This is a genomic window from Streptomyces bullii (assembly GCF_042657145.1).
Taxonomy (GTDB): domain Bacteria; phylum Actinomycetota; class Actinomycetes; order Streptomycetales; family Streptomycetaceae; genus Streptomyces; species Streptomyces bullii.
Window position 1 is genome coordinate 324,203 of record NZ_JBHSNY010000011.1, and the last position, 14,635, is coordinate 338,837.

The following is a 14,635-nucleotide window of genomic DNA, read 5'->3' on the forward strand; positions in this document are numbered from 1 at the left end:
GACTACCTTCCGTGCTCGTCGGTGCCGGATACGGTGGATGCGAGGGGGGTGCCGACGCCCTCCATGGCGGCGACGAGATGGTCGTCCTTCCAACCGCGGTCGAACTCGGCGACCACCCGGCCGTGGAACATGACGACGACCCGGTCACACACTTTGAGATCGTCCAGTTCGTCGGAGACGATCAGCGCGGCCTTGCCGCTGTCGGCGACCTGCCGGATCCTGCCGAGCAGGAACTCCTTGGATTTGACGTCGACGCCGTTGGTGGGGCGGATGGCCACCAGTACGTGGGGGTCGGTGGCCAGGGCGCGGGCGATGACGACCTTCTGCTGGTTGCCTCCGGAGAGGGCGGAGACCGGGGTGGCGGCGCCCGGGGTCTTGATGTCGAGGTCCTGGATCATGCGCTGGGCGAAGGCCCTGGTCCGGGCGGGCAGGACCGTGCCCAACGGGCCGAGCTGGTCGGTGACGGTCAGGGTGGCGTTCTCCGCCACGCTGCGGTTGTTGACCAGTCCCTGGAGGTGGCGGTCCTCGGGGACCAGACCGACCCCGGCGGCGAGGGCGGACGGCACGCTCCCGGTGCGCACGCTCCTGCCACCGACTGAGATCCTGCCGTCCTTGGCCCGGTGGAGACCGGCGACGGCCTCGCCCACCTGGACGTTGCCGCTGGCCGCGGCACCGGCGAGCCCGATCACCTCGCCCGCGCGGACCGAGAGGGACAGCTCCTCGCAGGCACCGGGAAGTGTCAGGCCGCTGATCTCCAGCAGCTCCGCAGCGCCTGCCCGTGCGGCCGGATTCCTGCTCTCGGCAACCGCCGCGACGGAGGCGGACTCGCCGGTCATGGCCTCCACCAACGCCTGGTGACCGAGCTCGGCCACGGGCGCGGTCAGGATGTGCGCCGCGTCGCGGTAGACGGTGACCGTGCTGCAGAGGTCGTACACCTCTTGCAGGTGGTGGGAGATGAAGAGGAAGGCGACGCCCTGGTCCTGCAGGTCGCGGAGCTTGTCGAAGAGTCGGCCGATGCCGCGGGCGTCGAGCTTGGCGGTCGGTTCGTCGAGGATGATGAATCGGGCGCCGAAGGACAGCGCCCGGGCGATCTCGACGAACTGCCGCTGCTCGACGGTGAGGTCCTTCGCGCGAGCGGCGGGATCGACAGCCACCCCGTACTCGCCGAGCAGCTCCTCAGCGCGCAGCCGCAGTTGCTTCCAGCGGATGGGCTGTACCGCGCCGGCGCTCTGCCGGTTCAGGAAGAGGTTCTCGGCGACGGTCAGGTCGCCGATGATGGTGGAGCGCTGGTAGACACAGGCGACGCGGGAGCGCCAGGCGTCGATGTCGCCGACGGCGGGCGCCGGTTCGCCCGAGAAGCGCAGGTTGCCGGTGTCGGGCTGCTGGAGGCCGGTGAGGATGGACACGAGCGTCGACTTGCCGGCGCCGTTGCGGCCGACCAAGGCGTGCGACTCGCCCGCGGCGACGCTGATACGTGCGTCGCGCAGGGCGACGGTCGCGCCGAACCGTTTGCTGATGCCGGTCGCCTCGGCCACCGGGGCCGGATGCCCGGGACCGGTCGCGGTATCCGCCATGGTGGATTCCGTCCTTTGACGTCGGATGCTGGGAGCGGGGAAGAGCGCGGTGGGGACGGAGGCAGGTGCCGGTCCCTCCCCACCACGGGCGTGAGCTGCCGGTGATCAGCCGACGTTGTTGCCCCACAGGGCCTTGTCGTCCACGTTGTCCTTGGTCACCAGCGGGGCGGGCAGCTGGTCCTCCAGGCCGTTCGGGATCTTGACGATCGTGGAGTCGTGGTCGGTCGCACCCGGCTTGAAGGTCTTGCCCTCGGCCGCGGCCTGGGCGTAGTAGAGCGCGTACTTGGCGTACAGGTCGGCGGGCTGGGAGATCGTGGCGTCGATCTGGCCCTTGCGGATGGCGTCGAACTCCTGCGGGATGCCGTCGTTGGAGATGATCGTGATGTGGCCCTTCTGGCCCGCCGGCTTGAGCAGCTTCTTCTGCTCCAGCAGTGCCAGGGTCGGCTGCAGGAAGACACCGCCGGCCTGCATGTAGATGCCGTTCAGGTCCGGGTGCTGGGCGAGCAGCGACTGGAGCTTGGCGGAGGCCACGTCGCCCTTCCAGTCGGTGGGCAGCTCGAACACCTTGATCTTGGGGAACTTCTCCTTCATGCAGGCGGCGAAGGCCTCGGAGCGGTCGCGCCCGTTGATGGAGTCCAGGGCGCCCTGCAACTCGGCGACCTTGCCCTCGCCGTTCAACTGCTTGCCGAGGAACTCGCAGGCCTTGGTGCCGTACGCCTTGTTGTCGGCGCGGACGACCATGTAGACGTCGCCCTTGTCGGGACGGGTGTCGACGCTGACCACCGGGATCTTCGCCGCCGACAGGGTGTCGAGGGTGGAGGCGATGGCGCCGGTGTCCTGGGGCGCCATGACGACCGCCTTGGCCCCGGTGTTCTGGAACACCTGGACGTTGGCGACCAGCTTGGTGACGTCGTTCTGCGAGTTGCTCAGCGGCAGGGCGTTGATGCCTTCGGACTTGATGTCCTTCTTCAGGTACTGCGCGTAGGAGTTCCAGAAGTCGGAGTCGGAGCGCGGCAGGTCGATACCGATCGCCGGTGCGTCACTGCTCGAGCCGGCCGAGTCGGAACTGTCGCGGTTGCACGCGGTGACGAGCGACATCGCCGCCACGACGGCGATGACGCCTGCGGCGGTGGAGCGGGTGCGAGCGAGCTTCATGACCGTGTTCTCTCTTCAGGCAGGGCGGGGAGCCGCCGGGCGAGGGTGGAGGGGGCGTACTCGCCTGCGGGGGGAAGGACGAGGCCGCCGCCGGGCAGACTGCGGATCCGGCGCAGGGCATGTGCGGACCGCACCAAACGGGGGCGTGAGGGAGTGGCAGCCAGACGGACGTGGAGGCCGAACGGCCGCACGGTGCACACCGGTTGCACACCGGAATGTGCGAGCTATTCCTCCGATGTATTTGGGACGTCGAGGACGTTACGACGGCGTTGCCAGCGTTGACAAGAGTGCGTGGCTGCAGATTTCCGCGACATGGGTCCGCAGAGCGCCACGAGTCCGCGCGGGCACCCTGGACCACCTGTCCCAACTGCTTCTCACCTGCACTTATATCGATGGCAGTGGGTTCAGGACTTAGAGCGACAACAGCTCACAATTCAGCAACGACGCCACCACAGACCACCGCGTGATGGCGAGGCCAGGGGCAAGCGAGGCGGCGCTCGCCCCTGGATACCAGGAGGACTGACAGACGCTCCCTGCTCTCAGCAGGGAAGATGGGCCTGTGAGGACTCTTGGGATTCATCCGGGGGAAGGAGTCGAACCCAATCTCCATTTACGGGCAAAACGTCCTATAACGACCCGACAAGCGGGGCTCAACTGCCAGCGACAGCGAAATACATCCGAGGTTTCCTTTGTCAGCGGGCCCTTCTGCGTTTACAGTCGCCCTGCCCGCCATTCCTCCGATGACTGCGAAGAGGCGCAAAACCCTCCGCAGGTCTGGCTCATGGCACCGACGGCGTCGCGGCCCATACGGCCGGTCACCCCCTCACGAACCCATCCATGGCAAGGAGTTGCCCAGTGAAACTGCTACGAGTCGGCGCGCCCGGCGAGGAGCGGCCCACTGTCCGCACCGACGACGGCCGACTGCTGGATCTGTCCTCCGTGGCCTCCGACATCGACGGCGCGTTCCTTGCCGAGGACGGTGTCGACCGAGCCCGTGCGGCGGTCGCGGCGGGCGGGCTGCCCGAACTGGACGCGGACGGTCTGCGGGTCGGCGCACCTGTCGCCCGCCCTGGCAAAATCGTCTGTGCCGGCCTGAACTATCGCGATCACGCCGCCGAGACCGGTGCACCGATCCCGCCGCGTCCGGTGGTCTTCATGAAGGACCCGGGCACGGTCGTGGGCCCGTACGACGAGGTGCTGATTCCCCGCGGTTCGGTGAAGACGGACTGGGAGGTCGAACTGGCGGTCGTCATCGGCCGCCGGGCTCGCTACCTCGACGGGCCTGCCGCCGCGCGGGCCGTGATCGCCGGCTACGCGGTCAGCCACGATGTCTCGGAGCGTGAGTTCCAGCTGGAGTACTCGCCGCAGTGGGACCTGGGCAAGTCCTGCGAGACCTTCAATCCCCTCGGCCCCTGGTTGGTCACCGCCGACGAGGTCGGCGACCCGCAGAACCTCGGACTGCACCTGAGCGTCAACGGCGTGAAGCGGCAGGACGGCCACACCGGCGACATGATCTTCCCGGTGGACCACATCGTGGCGTATCTGAGCCAGTACATGGTTCTCGAGCCGGGCGACGTGATCAACACCGGTACACCCGCGGGCGTGGCCCTCGGTCTGCCCGGCACCCCCTATCTGCGTTCCGGTGACACCGTCGAGCTGTCCGTGGACGGGCTCGGCAGCCAGCGCCAGACCTTCGGCCAAGCGTGAAAGGCACCCCCTTGACTGCAACCTCCGCCCGGATCACCGCGGTCGACACCTTCGACGTCCGCTTCCCCACCTCACGGGAACTGGACGGCTCAGACGCGATGAACCCGGACCCCGACTACTCCGCCGCCTATCTGGTGCTGCGCACCGACGCCGGTGACGGGCTCGAAGGCCACGGTTTCACCTTCACCATCGGACGCGGCAACGACGTCCAGGCGGCCGCGATCAACGCACTGCGGCTGCACGTGGTGGGGCGTGACGTGGCGGAGCTTTGCGCCGACCCGGGCTCGCTCAGCCGCGACCTGATCGGGGACAGCCAGCTGCGCTGGCTCGGCCCCGAGAAGGGCGTGATGCACATGGCGATCGGCGCCGTCGTGAACGCCGTGTGGGACCTCGCCGCCAAGCGGGAGGGCAAGCCGCTGTGGCAGCTGCTCGCCCACGCAGAACCCGAGTGGCTGGTCTCCCAGGTCGACTTCCGCTACATCGCCGACGCCCTCACCCCGGAGGAGGCCCTGAAGCTGCTGCGCGAGGGCCGGACGGGGCTCGCCGAGCGCGAGACGATCCTGCTGGAGCGCGGTTATCCCGGCTACACCACCTCGCCTGGCTGGCTCGGCTACTCCGATGACAAGCTCACCCGGCTGGCCAAGCAGGCCGTCGCCGACGGGTTCACCCAGATCAAGCTCAAGGTCGGCGCCGACCTGGACGACGACATCCGGCGGCTGCGCACCGCCCGGGCCGCCGTCGGCGACGGCATCCGCATCGCCATCGACGCCAACCAGCGCTGGAACGTCGACGAGGCGATCGAGTGGACCCGCGCCCTCGCCGAGTTCGACCCGTACTGGATCGAGGAGCCCACCAGCCCCGACGACGTCCTCGGCCACGCCACGATCCGCAAGGCGGTCGCCCCGGTCAAGGTCGCCACCGGCGAGCACGTCCAGAACCGCATCGTCTTCAAGCAACTCCTGCAGGCCGGCGCCCTCGACGTCCTCCAGATCGACGCCGCCCGGGTGGGTGGGGTCAATGAGAACCTCGCCATCCTGCTGCTCGCCGCCAAGTTCGGGGTGCCGGTGTGCCCGCACGCCGGCGGGGTGGGGCTGTGCGAGCTGGTGCAGCACCTGTCGATGTTCGACTACCTGGCCCTGTCCGGAACCACAGAGAACCGCGTCATCGAGTACGTCGACCACCTCCACCAGCACTTCACCACGCCCGTGGTGATGCGCGACGGCCACTACACCGCGCCGCTCGCCCCCGGCTTCTCCGCCACCATGCGCGAGGAGTCCATCGCCGAGTACCGCTACCCGGACGGGAGCTTCTGGGTGGCCTACCACGCCGGGCAGGAGGATGCGGCATGACCGAACTGTCAGGTCTCAGAGCCGTCGTCACCGGAGGCGCTGCCGGGATCGGGCTCGCCACGGCCCGCGCGCTGGCCGCGCAGGGCGCGGCGGTGGTCGTCCTCGATCTCGAACCCGCCGGTGTGCCCCGGCCGTTGCTCGGTCTCAAGGCCGATGTGAGCGACGACACCTCGGTACGCGCCGCCGTGGAGGCCGCGGCCACCGGGCTGGGCGGCATCGACATCCTCGTCAACAACGCCGGCATCGGCGCCATCGGTACCGTCGAGGACAACCCCGACGAGCAGTGGCACCGCGTCCTGGACGTCAACGTCCTCGGCATGGTCCGCACCACCCGGGCCGCCCTGCCCCATCTGCGCCGCGCTGCCACTGCCCGTCCGGGCACTGCGGCCGTCGTCAACACCTGCTCCATCGCAGCCACCGCGGGACTGCCACAGCGCGCCCTGTATTCCGCCAGCAAGGGCGCCGTGCTGTCCCTCACCCTCGCCATGGCCGCCGACCACGTCCGTGAGGGCATCCGCGTCAACTGCGTCAATCCCGGCACCGCCGACACCCCCTGGGTCGGCCGCCTGCTCGACGCCGCCGCCGACCCGGCCGCCGAACGCGCCGCGCTCAACGCCCGCCAGCCCATGGGACGCCTGGTCACCGCCGACGAGGTGGCAGCCGCCATCATCTACCTCGCCAGTCCCGCCGCGGCGTCCGTCACCGGCACCGCCCTCGCAGTGGACGGCGGCATGCAGGGGCTACGGCTGCGCCCGGCGGACCGGTCATGAGGACCACCACGCTGGGCCGCAGCGCGGTCGGGGTCACGCAACTCGCGCTCGGGTGCGCGGCCATCGGCAACCTCTACCAGCCGGTCACCGACGAGGCCGCCCTCGCCACCGTGGACGCGGCCTGGAACGCCGGAATCCGCACCTTCGACACCGCACCCCACTACGGGCTCGGCCTGTCTGAACGGCGGCTCGGCGCGGCCCTGCGCGACCGCCCCCGGGACAGCTACACCGTCTCCACCAAGGTGGGCCGGCTGCTCGTCCCCGACCCGGAGGCCGGCTGCGGCGACGACCTCGCGAACGGCTTCGCCGTTTCCGCGACCCACCGCCGCGTCTGGGACTTCACAGCCGACGGGGTGCTGCGCTCGCTGGAGGCGAGCCTGGACCGCCTCGGCCTCGACCGGATCGACGTGGCCCTGCTGCACGACCCGGACGACCATGCCGAGCAGGCCCTGCGCGAGGCGTACCCGGCCCTGGAACGCCTACGCACCGAAGGCGTGGTGGGAGCCATCGGCATCGGTATGAACCAGTCGGCGCTGCCCACCCGATTCGTACGCGAGACGGACATCGACGTGGTGCTGCTGGCCGGCCGCTACACCCTCCTGGAGCAGGGCGGGCTCGCCGAACTACTGCCGGAGGCCGCCGCGGGAGGCCGGAGCGTGGTCGTAGGAGGGGTCTTCAACTCCGGCCTGCTCACCGATCCGAGGCCGGGCGCCACATATGACTACGCCCCGGCGCCCCGGGCGGTGCTCGACCGCGCGCTGCGCCTGCTGGAGGTGGCCGAACGCCACGGCGTTCCGCTGCGCACCGCCGCCCTGCGCTTCCCCTTCGGCCACTCCGCGGTCGCGAGCGTCCTGACCGGCGCCCGCTCCGCCGACGAGGTACGCGACACCGTCGAGCAGCTGCGCCGTCCGATCCCGGACGCGCTGTGGGACGAGCTGCGCGCCGAGGGGCTGCTCACCGAGGGCACCCCCGTCCCCGTAGCCCCGCCGTCGAAGGAGCCCTCATGAGGATCGCCCTGCACACCAAGGTTCGCGCCGACCGCGTCGAGGAGTACGAGGCGGCGCACCGGGAGGTGCCCGAGGAGCTGACCGCCGCCATCCGCGCCGCCGGGGCGAGCGAGTGGACGATTTGGCGCAGCGGGACCGACCTGTTCCACCTGCTGGAGGTCGAAGACTACCCGGCGATGATCGCCGAACTGGAGAAGCTGCCGGTCAACGTCGCCTGGCAGGCGCGGATGGCCGAGCTGCTGAAGGTCGTCCACGACTACTCCGCCGAGGGCGCGGATGCCTCACTGCCGGTGGTGTGGCAGCTGTGACCGTGCCGCATCCCTGGCCGGGCATCGTCGACGCCCACCATCATGTGTGGCAGCTCTCGGTACGCGACCAGGACTGGCTCACCGGCCCCGAACTCGCCTCACTGCGCCGTGACTTCACTCTCGCCGACCTGGCGCCGGAGGCCCATGCCGCTGGAGTCTCGGCCACCATGTTGGTACAGACGATCACCGTGCCGGAGGAGACACCGGAGTTCCTGGCCCTCGCCGCGTCCAGCGATCTGCTCGCCGGTGTAGTCGGCTGGACCGACCTGACCGCCCCCGATGTCGCCGACACCCTCGCGGGGTTGCGTGCGAGCTTCGGTGGCGAGTACCTGGTCGGCATCCGCCATCAGGTGCAGGGAGAACCGGACCCTCGTTGGCTTGTGCGCCCCGACGTGCTGCGCGGGCTGACCGCGGTCGCCGAAGCCGGACTCGTCTACGACCTCGTGGTGAAGCCGCATCAACTCAGGGCCGCAGCCGAGGCCGCCGCGCGCCTGCCGGAACTCATGTTCGTCCTGGACCACGCGGGCAAGCCGCCCATCGTGTCCGGTGCCGTCGACCCGTGGGCCGAGGAGATCCGATGGTTCGCCGCCCTGCCCAACACCGTCTGCAAACTCTCCGGCCTGGTCACCGAGGCGGACTGGGGCACCTGGACCGTCGAGGACCTCAGGCCGTACGCCGACACGGTACTGGACGCCTTCGGCCCCGAGCGCGTGATGTTCGGCTCCGACTGGCCGGTCTGCCGGCTCGCTGCCTCCTACGGCCAAGTGATCGCTACAGCACAAAAGCTGACGGCCTGGCTCGCCCCCACGGAACGCCAGGAAGTCTTCACCGGCACCGCCGCACGGACCTACGGCCTGCCCGTCATTGGATTGCCGGGCCCACCCCAGGAAGCACCATGCGCATAGCCCTCTTCATCACCTGCTTCAACGACACCATGTTCCCGCGCACTGGCCAGGCGGTGACCGCACTCCTGGAGCGCCTCGGCCACACCGTCGAGTTCCCGCAGGCTCAGACCTGCTGCGGCCAGATGCACTTCAACACCGGCTATCGCCCCGAGACCCTGCCCATGGTGCGCCGATTCACCGAGGTCTTCGCAGGCTACGACGCCGTCGTCGCCCCCTCCGGATCCTGCGCCGGCATGGTGCGCGACCACCACCAGGTGGTCGCCGCCCAATACGGGGACACCGCCCTCACCGAGGCGGTCGAGCAGGTTGCGCCCACGGTGTACGAACTGTCGGAACTCCTCGTCGACGTGCTCGGCGTCACCGACGTCGGCGCGTACTTCCCGCACCGCGTCACCTACCACCCCACCTGCCACTCACTACGCATGCTGCGCGTCGGCGACCGGCCGCTCAGGCTGCTGCGCGCGGTGAAGGGCATCGACCTCGTCGAACTGCCCGCCGCCGACTCCTGCTGCGGCTTCGGCGGCACCTTCGCGCTGAAGAACGCCGACGTCTCCAACGCCATGCTGGCCGACAAGATGCGCCATGTCCTGGACACCGGCGCCGAGTTTCTGACCGCCGGCGACAACTCCTGTCTCACGCACATCGGCGGCGGCCTGTCCCGGCTCCGCACCGGCGTCGAGACCCTGCACCTGGCCGAGATCCTGGCCGCCGCGGAAGGGGACGCACGGTGAGTGGCGCCGACAACGTCGTATGGCTGGGCACACCGGCCTTCCCCGAGGCCGCGCGAGGCGCGCTCGCCGACACCCGGCTGCGGGCGAACCTGCGCCGGGCCACCGGCACCATCCGCGACAAGCGCCTCGCGGTCGCCGCCGAACTGGAGGACTGGGAGGACCTGCGGGAGACGGCCGCGACGATCAAGCGCCACACCCTGCGCCACCTCGACCACCATCTCCTGGGGCTGGAGAAGGCGGTGACCGCCGCGGGCGGAACCGTGCACTGGGCGGCGGACGCCGCCGAGGCCAACCGCATCGTCACCGGTCTGGTGGAGGCGACCGGCGAAAGGGAGGTCGTCAAGGTCAAGTCGATGGCCACGCAGGAGATCGGCCTCAACGAGGCACTCGCCGACGCCGGCATCCGCGCGTATGAGACCGATCTCGCCGAACTCATCGTGCAGTTGGGCGGTGACCGCCCCTCCCACATCCTCGTGCCGGCCATTCACCGGGGCCGCTCCGAGATCCGGGAGATCTTCCGGCGGCAGATGGGCGACTGGGGCAGACCGGCCCCCGAGGAACTCACCGACGACCCACACGACCTCGCCGAAGCGGCCCGGCTCCATCTGCGGGAGAAGTTCCTGCGGGCCAAGGTGGCCGTCTCCGGTGCCAACTTCGCCGCCGCCGACACCGGCACGGTGGTGGTCGTGGAGTCGGAGGGCAACGGGCGGATGTGCCTGACGCTGCCGGAGACACTGATCACCGTCATGGGTATCGAGAAGGTGCTGCCGTCCTTCGCCGACCTGGACGTCTTCCTCCAGCTGCTGCCCCGCTCGTCCACGGGCGAGCGCATGAACCCGTACACCTCCCTGTGGACCGGCGTCACCGAGGGCGACGGCCCCCAGGACTTCCACCTGGTGCTCCTCGACAACGGCCGCACCGCCACCCTGGCGGACGAGGTGGGCCGCCAGGCGCTGAACTGCATCCGCTGCTCGGCCTGCCTGAACGTCTGTCCGGTGTATGAGCGCACTGGAGGCCACGCTTACGGCTCCGTCTACCCCGGCCCGATCGGCGCCGTCCTGACGCCGCAGCTCGTCGGCGTCGAGAACGCTGCCTCGCTGCCCTTCGCTTCGACCCTGTGCGGTGCCTGCTACGACGCCTGCCCCGTGAAGATCAACATCCCTGAAGTGCTGGTCCATCTGCGCGCCAAGGCCGTGGAGGCGAAACGTGCGGCCCGGCTGCTGCCCACCAGCGAAGCGCTGGCCATGAAGGCCGCGGGCGCCGTGCTGTCCTCCCCCGGACGGCTGGCCGCAGTCCAGAAGCTCGCCGCCCTCGGGGCCCGACTCGTGGGCCGCGAGGGCCGGATCGGCTTCCTGCCGGGTCCCCTCGCCCGCTGGTCCGCCACCCGGGACGCGCCCGCGCCGGCCCGGGAATCGATGCGTGCCTGGTGGCGCCGTACGAGAACGACCGGACGAGACGAAGGCCGTACGACGGCGGAAGGGAAGGAAGCACGATGAGCGGCCGCGAGACCATCCTGAGCGCCGTGAGGACGGCTCTGGGCGACGTGCCGGGCTCTGAGAGCCCCGATGACGTACCGGTCCCGCACGGACGTCGCGCGGATCACGCGGGGCCGGACACCGTCGGGATGTTCACCGAACGCGCCGCCGAGTACCGAGCCACGGTGGTCCGTGTGCCGAGTGCCGGTGCCGCGGCCGCCGTCGGGCGCGCGCTGACACGCACCGGAGCGCGGTCCGTGGTCCTGCCGCCGGGACTCTCCGAGGACCTCGTCTCCGAGGGGCCCTGGTCGCGGCTGGAGGACGTCCCGCCGCTGACGGTGGACCAGCTCGACGCGGCGGACGCCGTAATCACCACCGTCGCCACCGCCATCGCCGTCACCGGAACCGTGGCCCTTGACCACGGCCCCGGCCAGGGCCGCCGGGCCCTGACCCTACTGCCGGACCAGCACATCTGCGTGGTCCGGGCGAGCCAGATCTCCCCCGACGTGCCCGAGGCGCTGAGCCGGCTGGACCCGTACCGGCCGCTGACACTCGTCTCCGGCCCCTCGGCCACCAGCGACATCGAACTGGACCGGGTGGAAGGCGTGCACGGGCCGCGCGTCCTGGACATCGTCGTGGTCGAGGACGCGTAGCGGCCCGTCGGCGGACAGCCCGAGGCCGAGTGGGTGACGGGAGATGTCCACCGTCCTGTGGTCACTGGGCGGGGGCGCTCCTCAGCGCCGCCGCATCCGATGTGACCGCTCAGCTGTGTTCTTGAGTCGCTTGTGCAGCCACCGACCCAGTCAGCCAACAGGCCTGATCGTCCACAGCAGGTTGGTGCTCTGCTGCCACGTCCACTGCTTGGTCACGGACCCTGAGGCGACCATTCCGCCGCCGTCGAGGACCAGTCCCGTGCTGCGGTTGGCGATGGAGTACTGGCCTTGGCCGCGGTGGACGATCTGCCATTGCTGGGTGTTGCTGCCGTCCCAGGCCTTCTGCCGGGCCGGGTCGCCGTTGCGGGTGGCGCCCCAGCCGTCGGCGACCATGCCGTTCGTGCGGTTGACGAGCCTGTAGTAGCCGTTCCCGAGTTCGATCGCCTGCCACTGGAGATTGGCGTTGTCTATCGACTCCCACTGCTTCAGGTTCGAGCCACTGGCGACATTGCCGCCGCTGTCCAGCACCAGGTGGTTCGTGACATTGGTCAGGCTGAAGTATTTGTCGGGCCTGAACGTCACCTTCAGCGAGGCGATGACGTCGTTGTTGCCGGTCACCCGGAGGTCGGGGGTGTTCGAGGTGAACGTCCAGGCGGTGCCGGTGAAGTTGTCGCCGGAGTAGCCCGTCACCTGGTAGCCGTCGGGCACCAGGAGGGAGGAGGTCATGGCAGGTCCCAGGCCGGCGGCGGACAGCTGGGAGGAGGTGTAGCCGCCCAGCGGCAGGACGGCCCGGGCACCTTCGTAGTTGACGTTCTGGAATACCGTCGCCGAGACCCTCACGGGCATGCCCTGCACCTCGACGCACACCACGGAGTCGCTGGCGTTCGGCGCGGTGGCGGGGACGGTGACGTTGATCTGGTCGGTGACCGTGTACGAGAGCGAGACCGAGGGGTTGTTCAGCAGATAGACGCGGTTGATCCTGTTGTCGATCGCCGGGATCCGCAGCTGCCCGTTCGTGGGCCAAGTGAAGACGTGGGCGAAGAGCTTGCCGTTCTTCTTGGTGACCTTCCCCCAGGCGGGTTCCGCGGCGAACGGGCTGCCGCTGGTGCCGTGAATGCTGTCGCTGTACGTCGACATCCACGAGGCCAGGCCGTTCAGGACCGTCTGCGTTCCCGCGGTGACCGAGCCGTCGCCCTTGGGACCGATGTTCAGCAGGTGGTTGCCGTCCCGGGAGACGACCGTCACGAGCTCTCGAACGATGTCCGTGACTGATCTGTAGGAATTCTCCTTCGACGCGTCGTAACCCCAGGAGCCGTTCATGGTTGCGCACCGCTCCCACGGGCGGCCCATCGGCGTGCTGGGTATCGCGAACTCCGCGACCGCGTAGTCGCCGAGGCCGTGGTCCCGCTTGACCCGTTCGTTGACGATGAGGTCGGGCTTGCGGGCGATCAGCCAGTCGTACAGGTCTTCGCCGTCCGATGTCAGCCACCAGTCTTGCAGTGTGGGGCTGGAGGGCTCGTCGAACCAGTCGCCGTCGAACCACAGCAGTGCCGGGTCGTAGCGGTCCAGCAGTTCCTGAAGCTGTGCCTTCATGTCGGCGATGTAGGCGGTGCGGGCGGCCTGAGAGGACATCGTGGTGAGACCGCTCTCGTGGCGGTCGGTCTGGGACGGGTGGTTCCAGTCGAGGATCGAGTAGTAGAGGCAGAACTTGATGCCACGGCTCTCGCATTCCGTCTTGAGGTCCATGAGCAGGTCGGTCTGGATGCCGTTGTAGTCGCGCAGGTTGTACTGCTTGGTGCCCGTGGTGTCGGTGAAGCCCGCCACGTCGGAGTTCCACATCGCGTAGCCCTCGTGGTGCTTGGCGGTGATCACGAGGTACCTCATGCCGGCGTTCTTGGCCAGTTCGGCGATGGTGGCGGCGTTGAACTGGGTCGGGTTGAAGTTCTTGGTGACCTGGGTCTGGTAGTCCGCCTTGCTCCACTGCTGGCTGTCGAACGCCCACTCGCCCTGGCCGAGGTACGAGTACGACCCGAAGTGGATGAACATCCCGAACCTGGCCTGGTACCACCAGTCCATCTTCGAGGGGACGGTGTACGCCTCGGCGGTGGAGGGCCACAGGGCCTGGGGCAGCCCGAAGGCCGCCACTCCTCCGGCAAGGGCGGCGGCCTTCATCAGAGAGCGTCTGCTGAGGGAGGCAGAGGACATGGTGCGGCTCCATGGGTCAAGGGGGGATGACAGGGCGTCAGGAGCGGAACGCCGACACGACGGCCATGCTTCGCGTCGCCCTAAAGAAGACATCGGATGGGTTTATAGAAGCACGAAGGTGGCCGCGTCTAGAGCTGGGACGGAGATTCAACCAAAGCAGCACTATAGACAGGCGATTCCTAGAGGCCTGCCGAGCCTTGAAGGCCACCCTCAAGCCTCAGGAACCCGCCACACATCGGATCTCTTGATGTTCCACTCTTCCCGATCCGAGCCAGAGCCCATGCTGACCGGCTCAGTCGAGCGGCGGAACCCCTGAAGCGCCCGAGTGTCGACCCTGTCCAGACGGGCCTGGAGCACCGCCCTCAGGGCTCGTGGATCCTCGACCGCAAGATGGGCGGTATCGAGCATCTCCAGGGCGGCATGAGCGATGCCCGCCACGAGCTCCTGGGCGTACCTGACAGGGGAGGCTTCGGAGGGCGCGTCGGCCATCGCGGCCGAGATCAATGGGGTCGCGGGGTCGCACGTCGGCAAGTTGGTGGGGACTCCCCTCACGGCCCACTTCCTCGGCGGCTGCCCCATCGGCTCCTCCCGCGAGACCGCGGTCCCGGCGGAGGCCTTCGGTGCGCTGTGGCTGCCGTTCCCGGGAATGCCGAAGGTGCCGTCCAAGAACTAGTGCTGCGTTCCTCAAAGGATGTACACATATCGGCGGTGTAAGCGCCTGGTGGGTGGTGCGGGTCTGCCCCAGATCCAGGGTCGGGCGCGGGCGTTGAGCTGGTCGGTGGCGACGCGGGTCGCG

The 14,635-nt window shown here is 69.2% G+C and carries 12 protein-coding genes and 1 pseudogene; 10 read left to right on the plus strand and 3 right to left on the minus strand.

Annotation, left to right across the window (positions count from 1 at the left end):
• Window positions 1-2 precede the first annotated feature (2 nt).
• The gene (locus ACFPZJ_RS30590; RefSeq protein ID WP_215153584.1) at window positions 3-1,574 is read right to left on the minus strand and encodes a sugar ABC transporter ATP-binding protein; all 1,572 of its coding nucleotides are present in this window, start codon (window positions 1,572-1,574) and stop codon (window positions 3-5) included.
• Window positions 1,575-1,679: 105 nt separating this feature from the next.
• Complete coding sequence (locus tag ACFPZJ_RS30595; protein ID WP_215153583.1) at window positions 1,680-2,729, minus strand: sugar ABC transporter substrate-binding protein; 1,050 nt, start codon at window positions 2,727-2,729, stop codon at window positions 1,680-1,682.
• Window positions 2,730-3,584: 855 nt separating this feature from the next.
• On the opposite strand from ACFPZJ_RS30595, the gene ACFPZJ_RS30600 reads away from it, so the two are divergent.
• Genes ACFPZJ_RS30600 through ACFPZJ_RS30640 form a run of 9 tightly spaced genes read left to right on the plus strand, consistent with a single transcriptional unit; the run spans window position 3,585 to window position 11,634 of the window.
• Window positions 3,585-4,436 carry a fumarylacetoacetate hydrolase family protein gene (locus ACFPZJ_RS30600; protein ID WP_381028306.1) on the plus strand — a complete coding sequence of 284 codons (852 nt, stop codon included), beginning with the start codon at window positions 3,585-3,587 and terminating at the stop codon, window positions 4,434-4,436.
• An 11-nt stretch (window positions 4,437-4,447) separates the two neighbouring features.
• Complete coding sequence (locus ACFPZJ_RS30605) at window positions 4,448-5,785, plus strand: L-fuconate dehydratase (RefSeq protein ID WP_215153581.1); 1,338 nt, start codon at window positions 4,448-4,450, stop codon at window positions 5,783-5,785.
• Entirely contained in the window at window positions 5,782-6,555 is a 774-nt protein-coding gene (locus ACFPZJ_RS30610; RefSeq protein ID WP_215153580.1) for an SDR family NAD(P)-dependent oxidoreductase, read from the plus strand. Before ACFPZJ_RS30605 ends, ACFPZJ_RS30610 begins: the two co-directional genes overlap by 4 nt.
• On the plus strand, window positions 6,552-7,562 hold the full coding sequence (locus tag ACFPZJ_RS30615; protein WP_381028309.1) for an aldo/keto reductase: 1,011 nt from the start codon (window positions 6,552-6,554) through the stop codon (window positions 7,560-7,562). Before ACFPZJ_RS30610 ends, ACFPZJ_RS30615 begins: the two co-directional genes overlap by 4 nt.
• Window positions 7,559-7,870 carry an L-rhamnose mutarotase gene (locus ACFPZJ_RS30620; RefSeq protein WP_381028311.1) on the plus strand — a complete coding sequence of 104 codons (312 nt, stop codon included), beginning with the start codon at window positions 7,559-7,561 and terminating at the stop codon, window positions 7,868-7,870. Before ACFPZJ_RS30615 ends, ACFPZJ_RS30620 begins: the two co-directional genes overlap by 4 nt.
• A complete protein-coding gene (locus ACFPZJ_RS30625; protein ID WP_381028314.1) occupies window positions 7,858-8,775 on the plus strand; it encodes an amidohydrolase family protein in 918 nt (305 codons plus the stop codon). The genes ACFPZJ_RS30620 and ACFPZJ_RS30625 overlap by 13 nt, the downstream gene beginning before the upstream one ends.
• On the plus strand, window positions 8,766-9,506 hold the full coding sequence (locus ACFPZJ_RS30630; protein ID WP_215153577.1) for a (Fe-S)-binding protein: 741 nt from the start codon (window positions 8,766-8,768) through the stop codon (window positions 9,504-9,506). Before ACFPZJ_RS30625 ends, ACFPZJ_RS30630 begins: the two co-directional genes overlap by 10 nt.
• Complete coding sequence (locus ACFPZJ_RS30635; RefSeq protein WP_381028315.1) at window positions 9,503-11,002, plus strand: LutB/LldF family L-lactate oxidation iron-sulfur protein; 1,500 nt, start codon at window positions 9,503-9,505, stop codon at window positions 11,000-11,002. Before ACFPZJ_RS30630 ends, ACFPZJ_RS30635 begins: the two co-directional genes overlap by 4 nt.
• Window positions 10,999-11,634 (plus strand): LutC/YkgG family protein, encoded by a 636-nt coding sequence (locus ACFPZJ_RS30640; RefSeq protein ID WP_381028317.1) that lies wholly within the window; start codon window positions 10,999-11,001, stop codon window positions 11,632-11,634. The genes ACFPZJ_RS30635 and ACFPZJ_RS30640 overlap by 4 nt, the downstream gene beginning before the upstream one ends.
• Before the next feature lie 150 nt (window positions 11,635-11,784).
• Here ACFPZJ_RS30640 and ACFPZJ_RS30645 read toward each other — a convergent pair whose 3' ends face one another.
• Window positions 11,785-13,839 (minus strand): alpha-L-fucosidase, encoded by a 2,055-nt coding sequence (locus ACFPZJ_RS30645; protein ID WP_215153574.1) that lies wholly within the window; start codon window positions 13,837-13,839, stop codon window positions 11,785-11,787.
• A 466-nt stretch (window positions 13,840-14,305) separates the two neighbouring features.
• Here ACFPZJ_RS30645 and ACFPZJ_RS30650 point away from each other — a divergent pair.
• Window positions 14,306-14,512, plus strand: a pseudogene (locus tag ACFPZJ_RS30650) (hypothetical protein); the annotation flags it as partial.
• Window positions 14,513-14,635 lie beyond the last annotated feature (123 nt).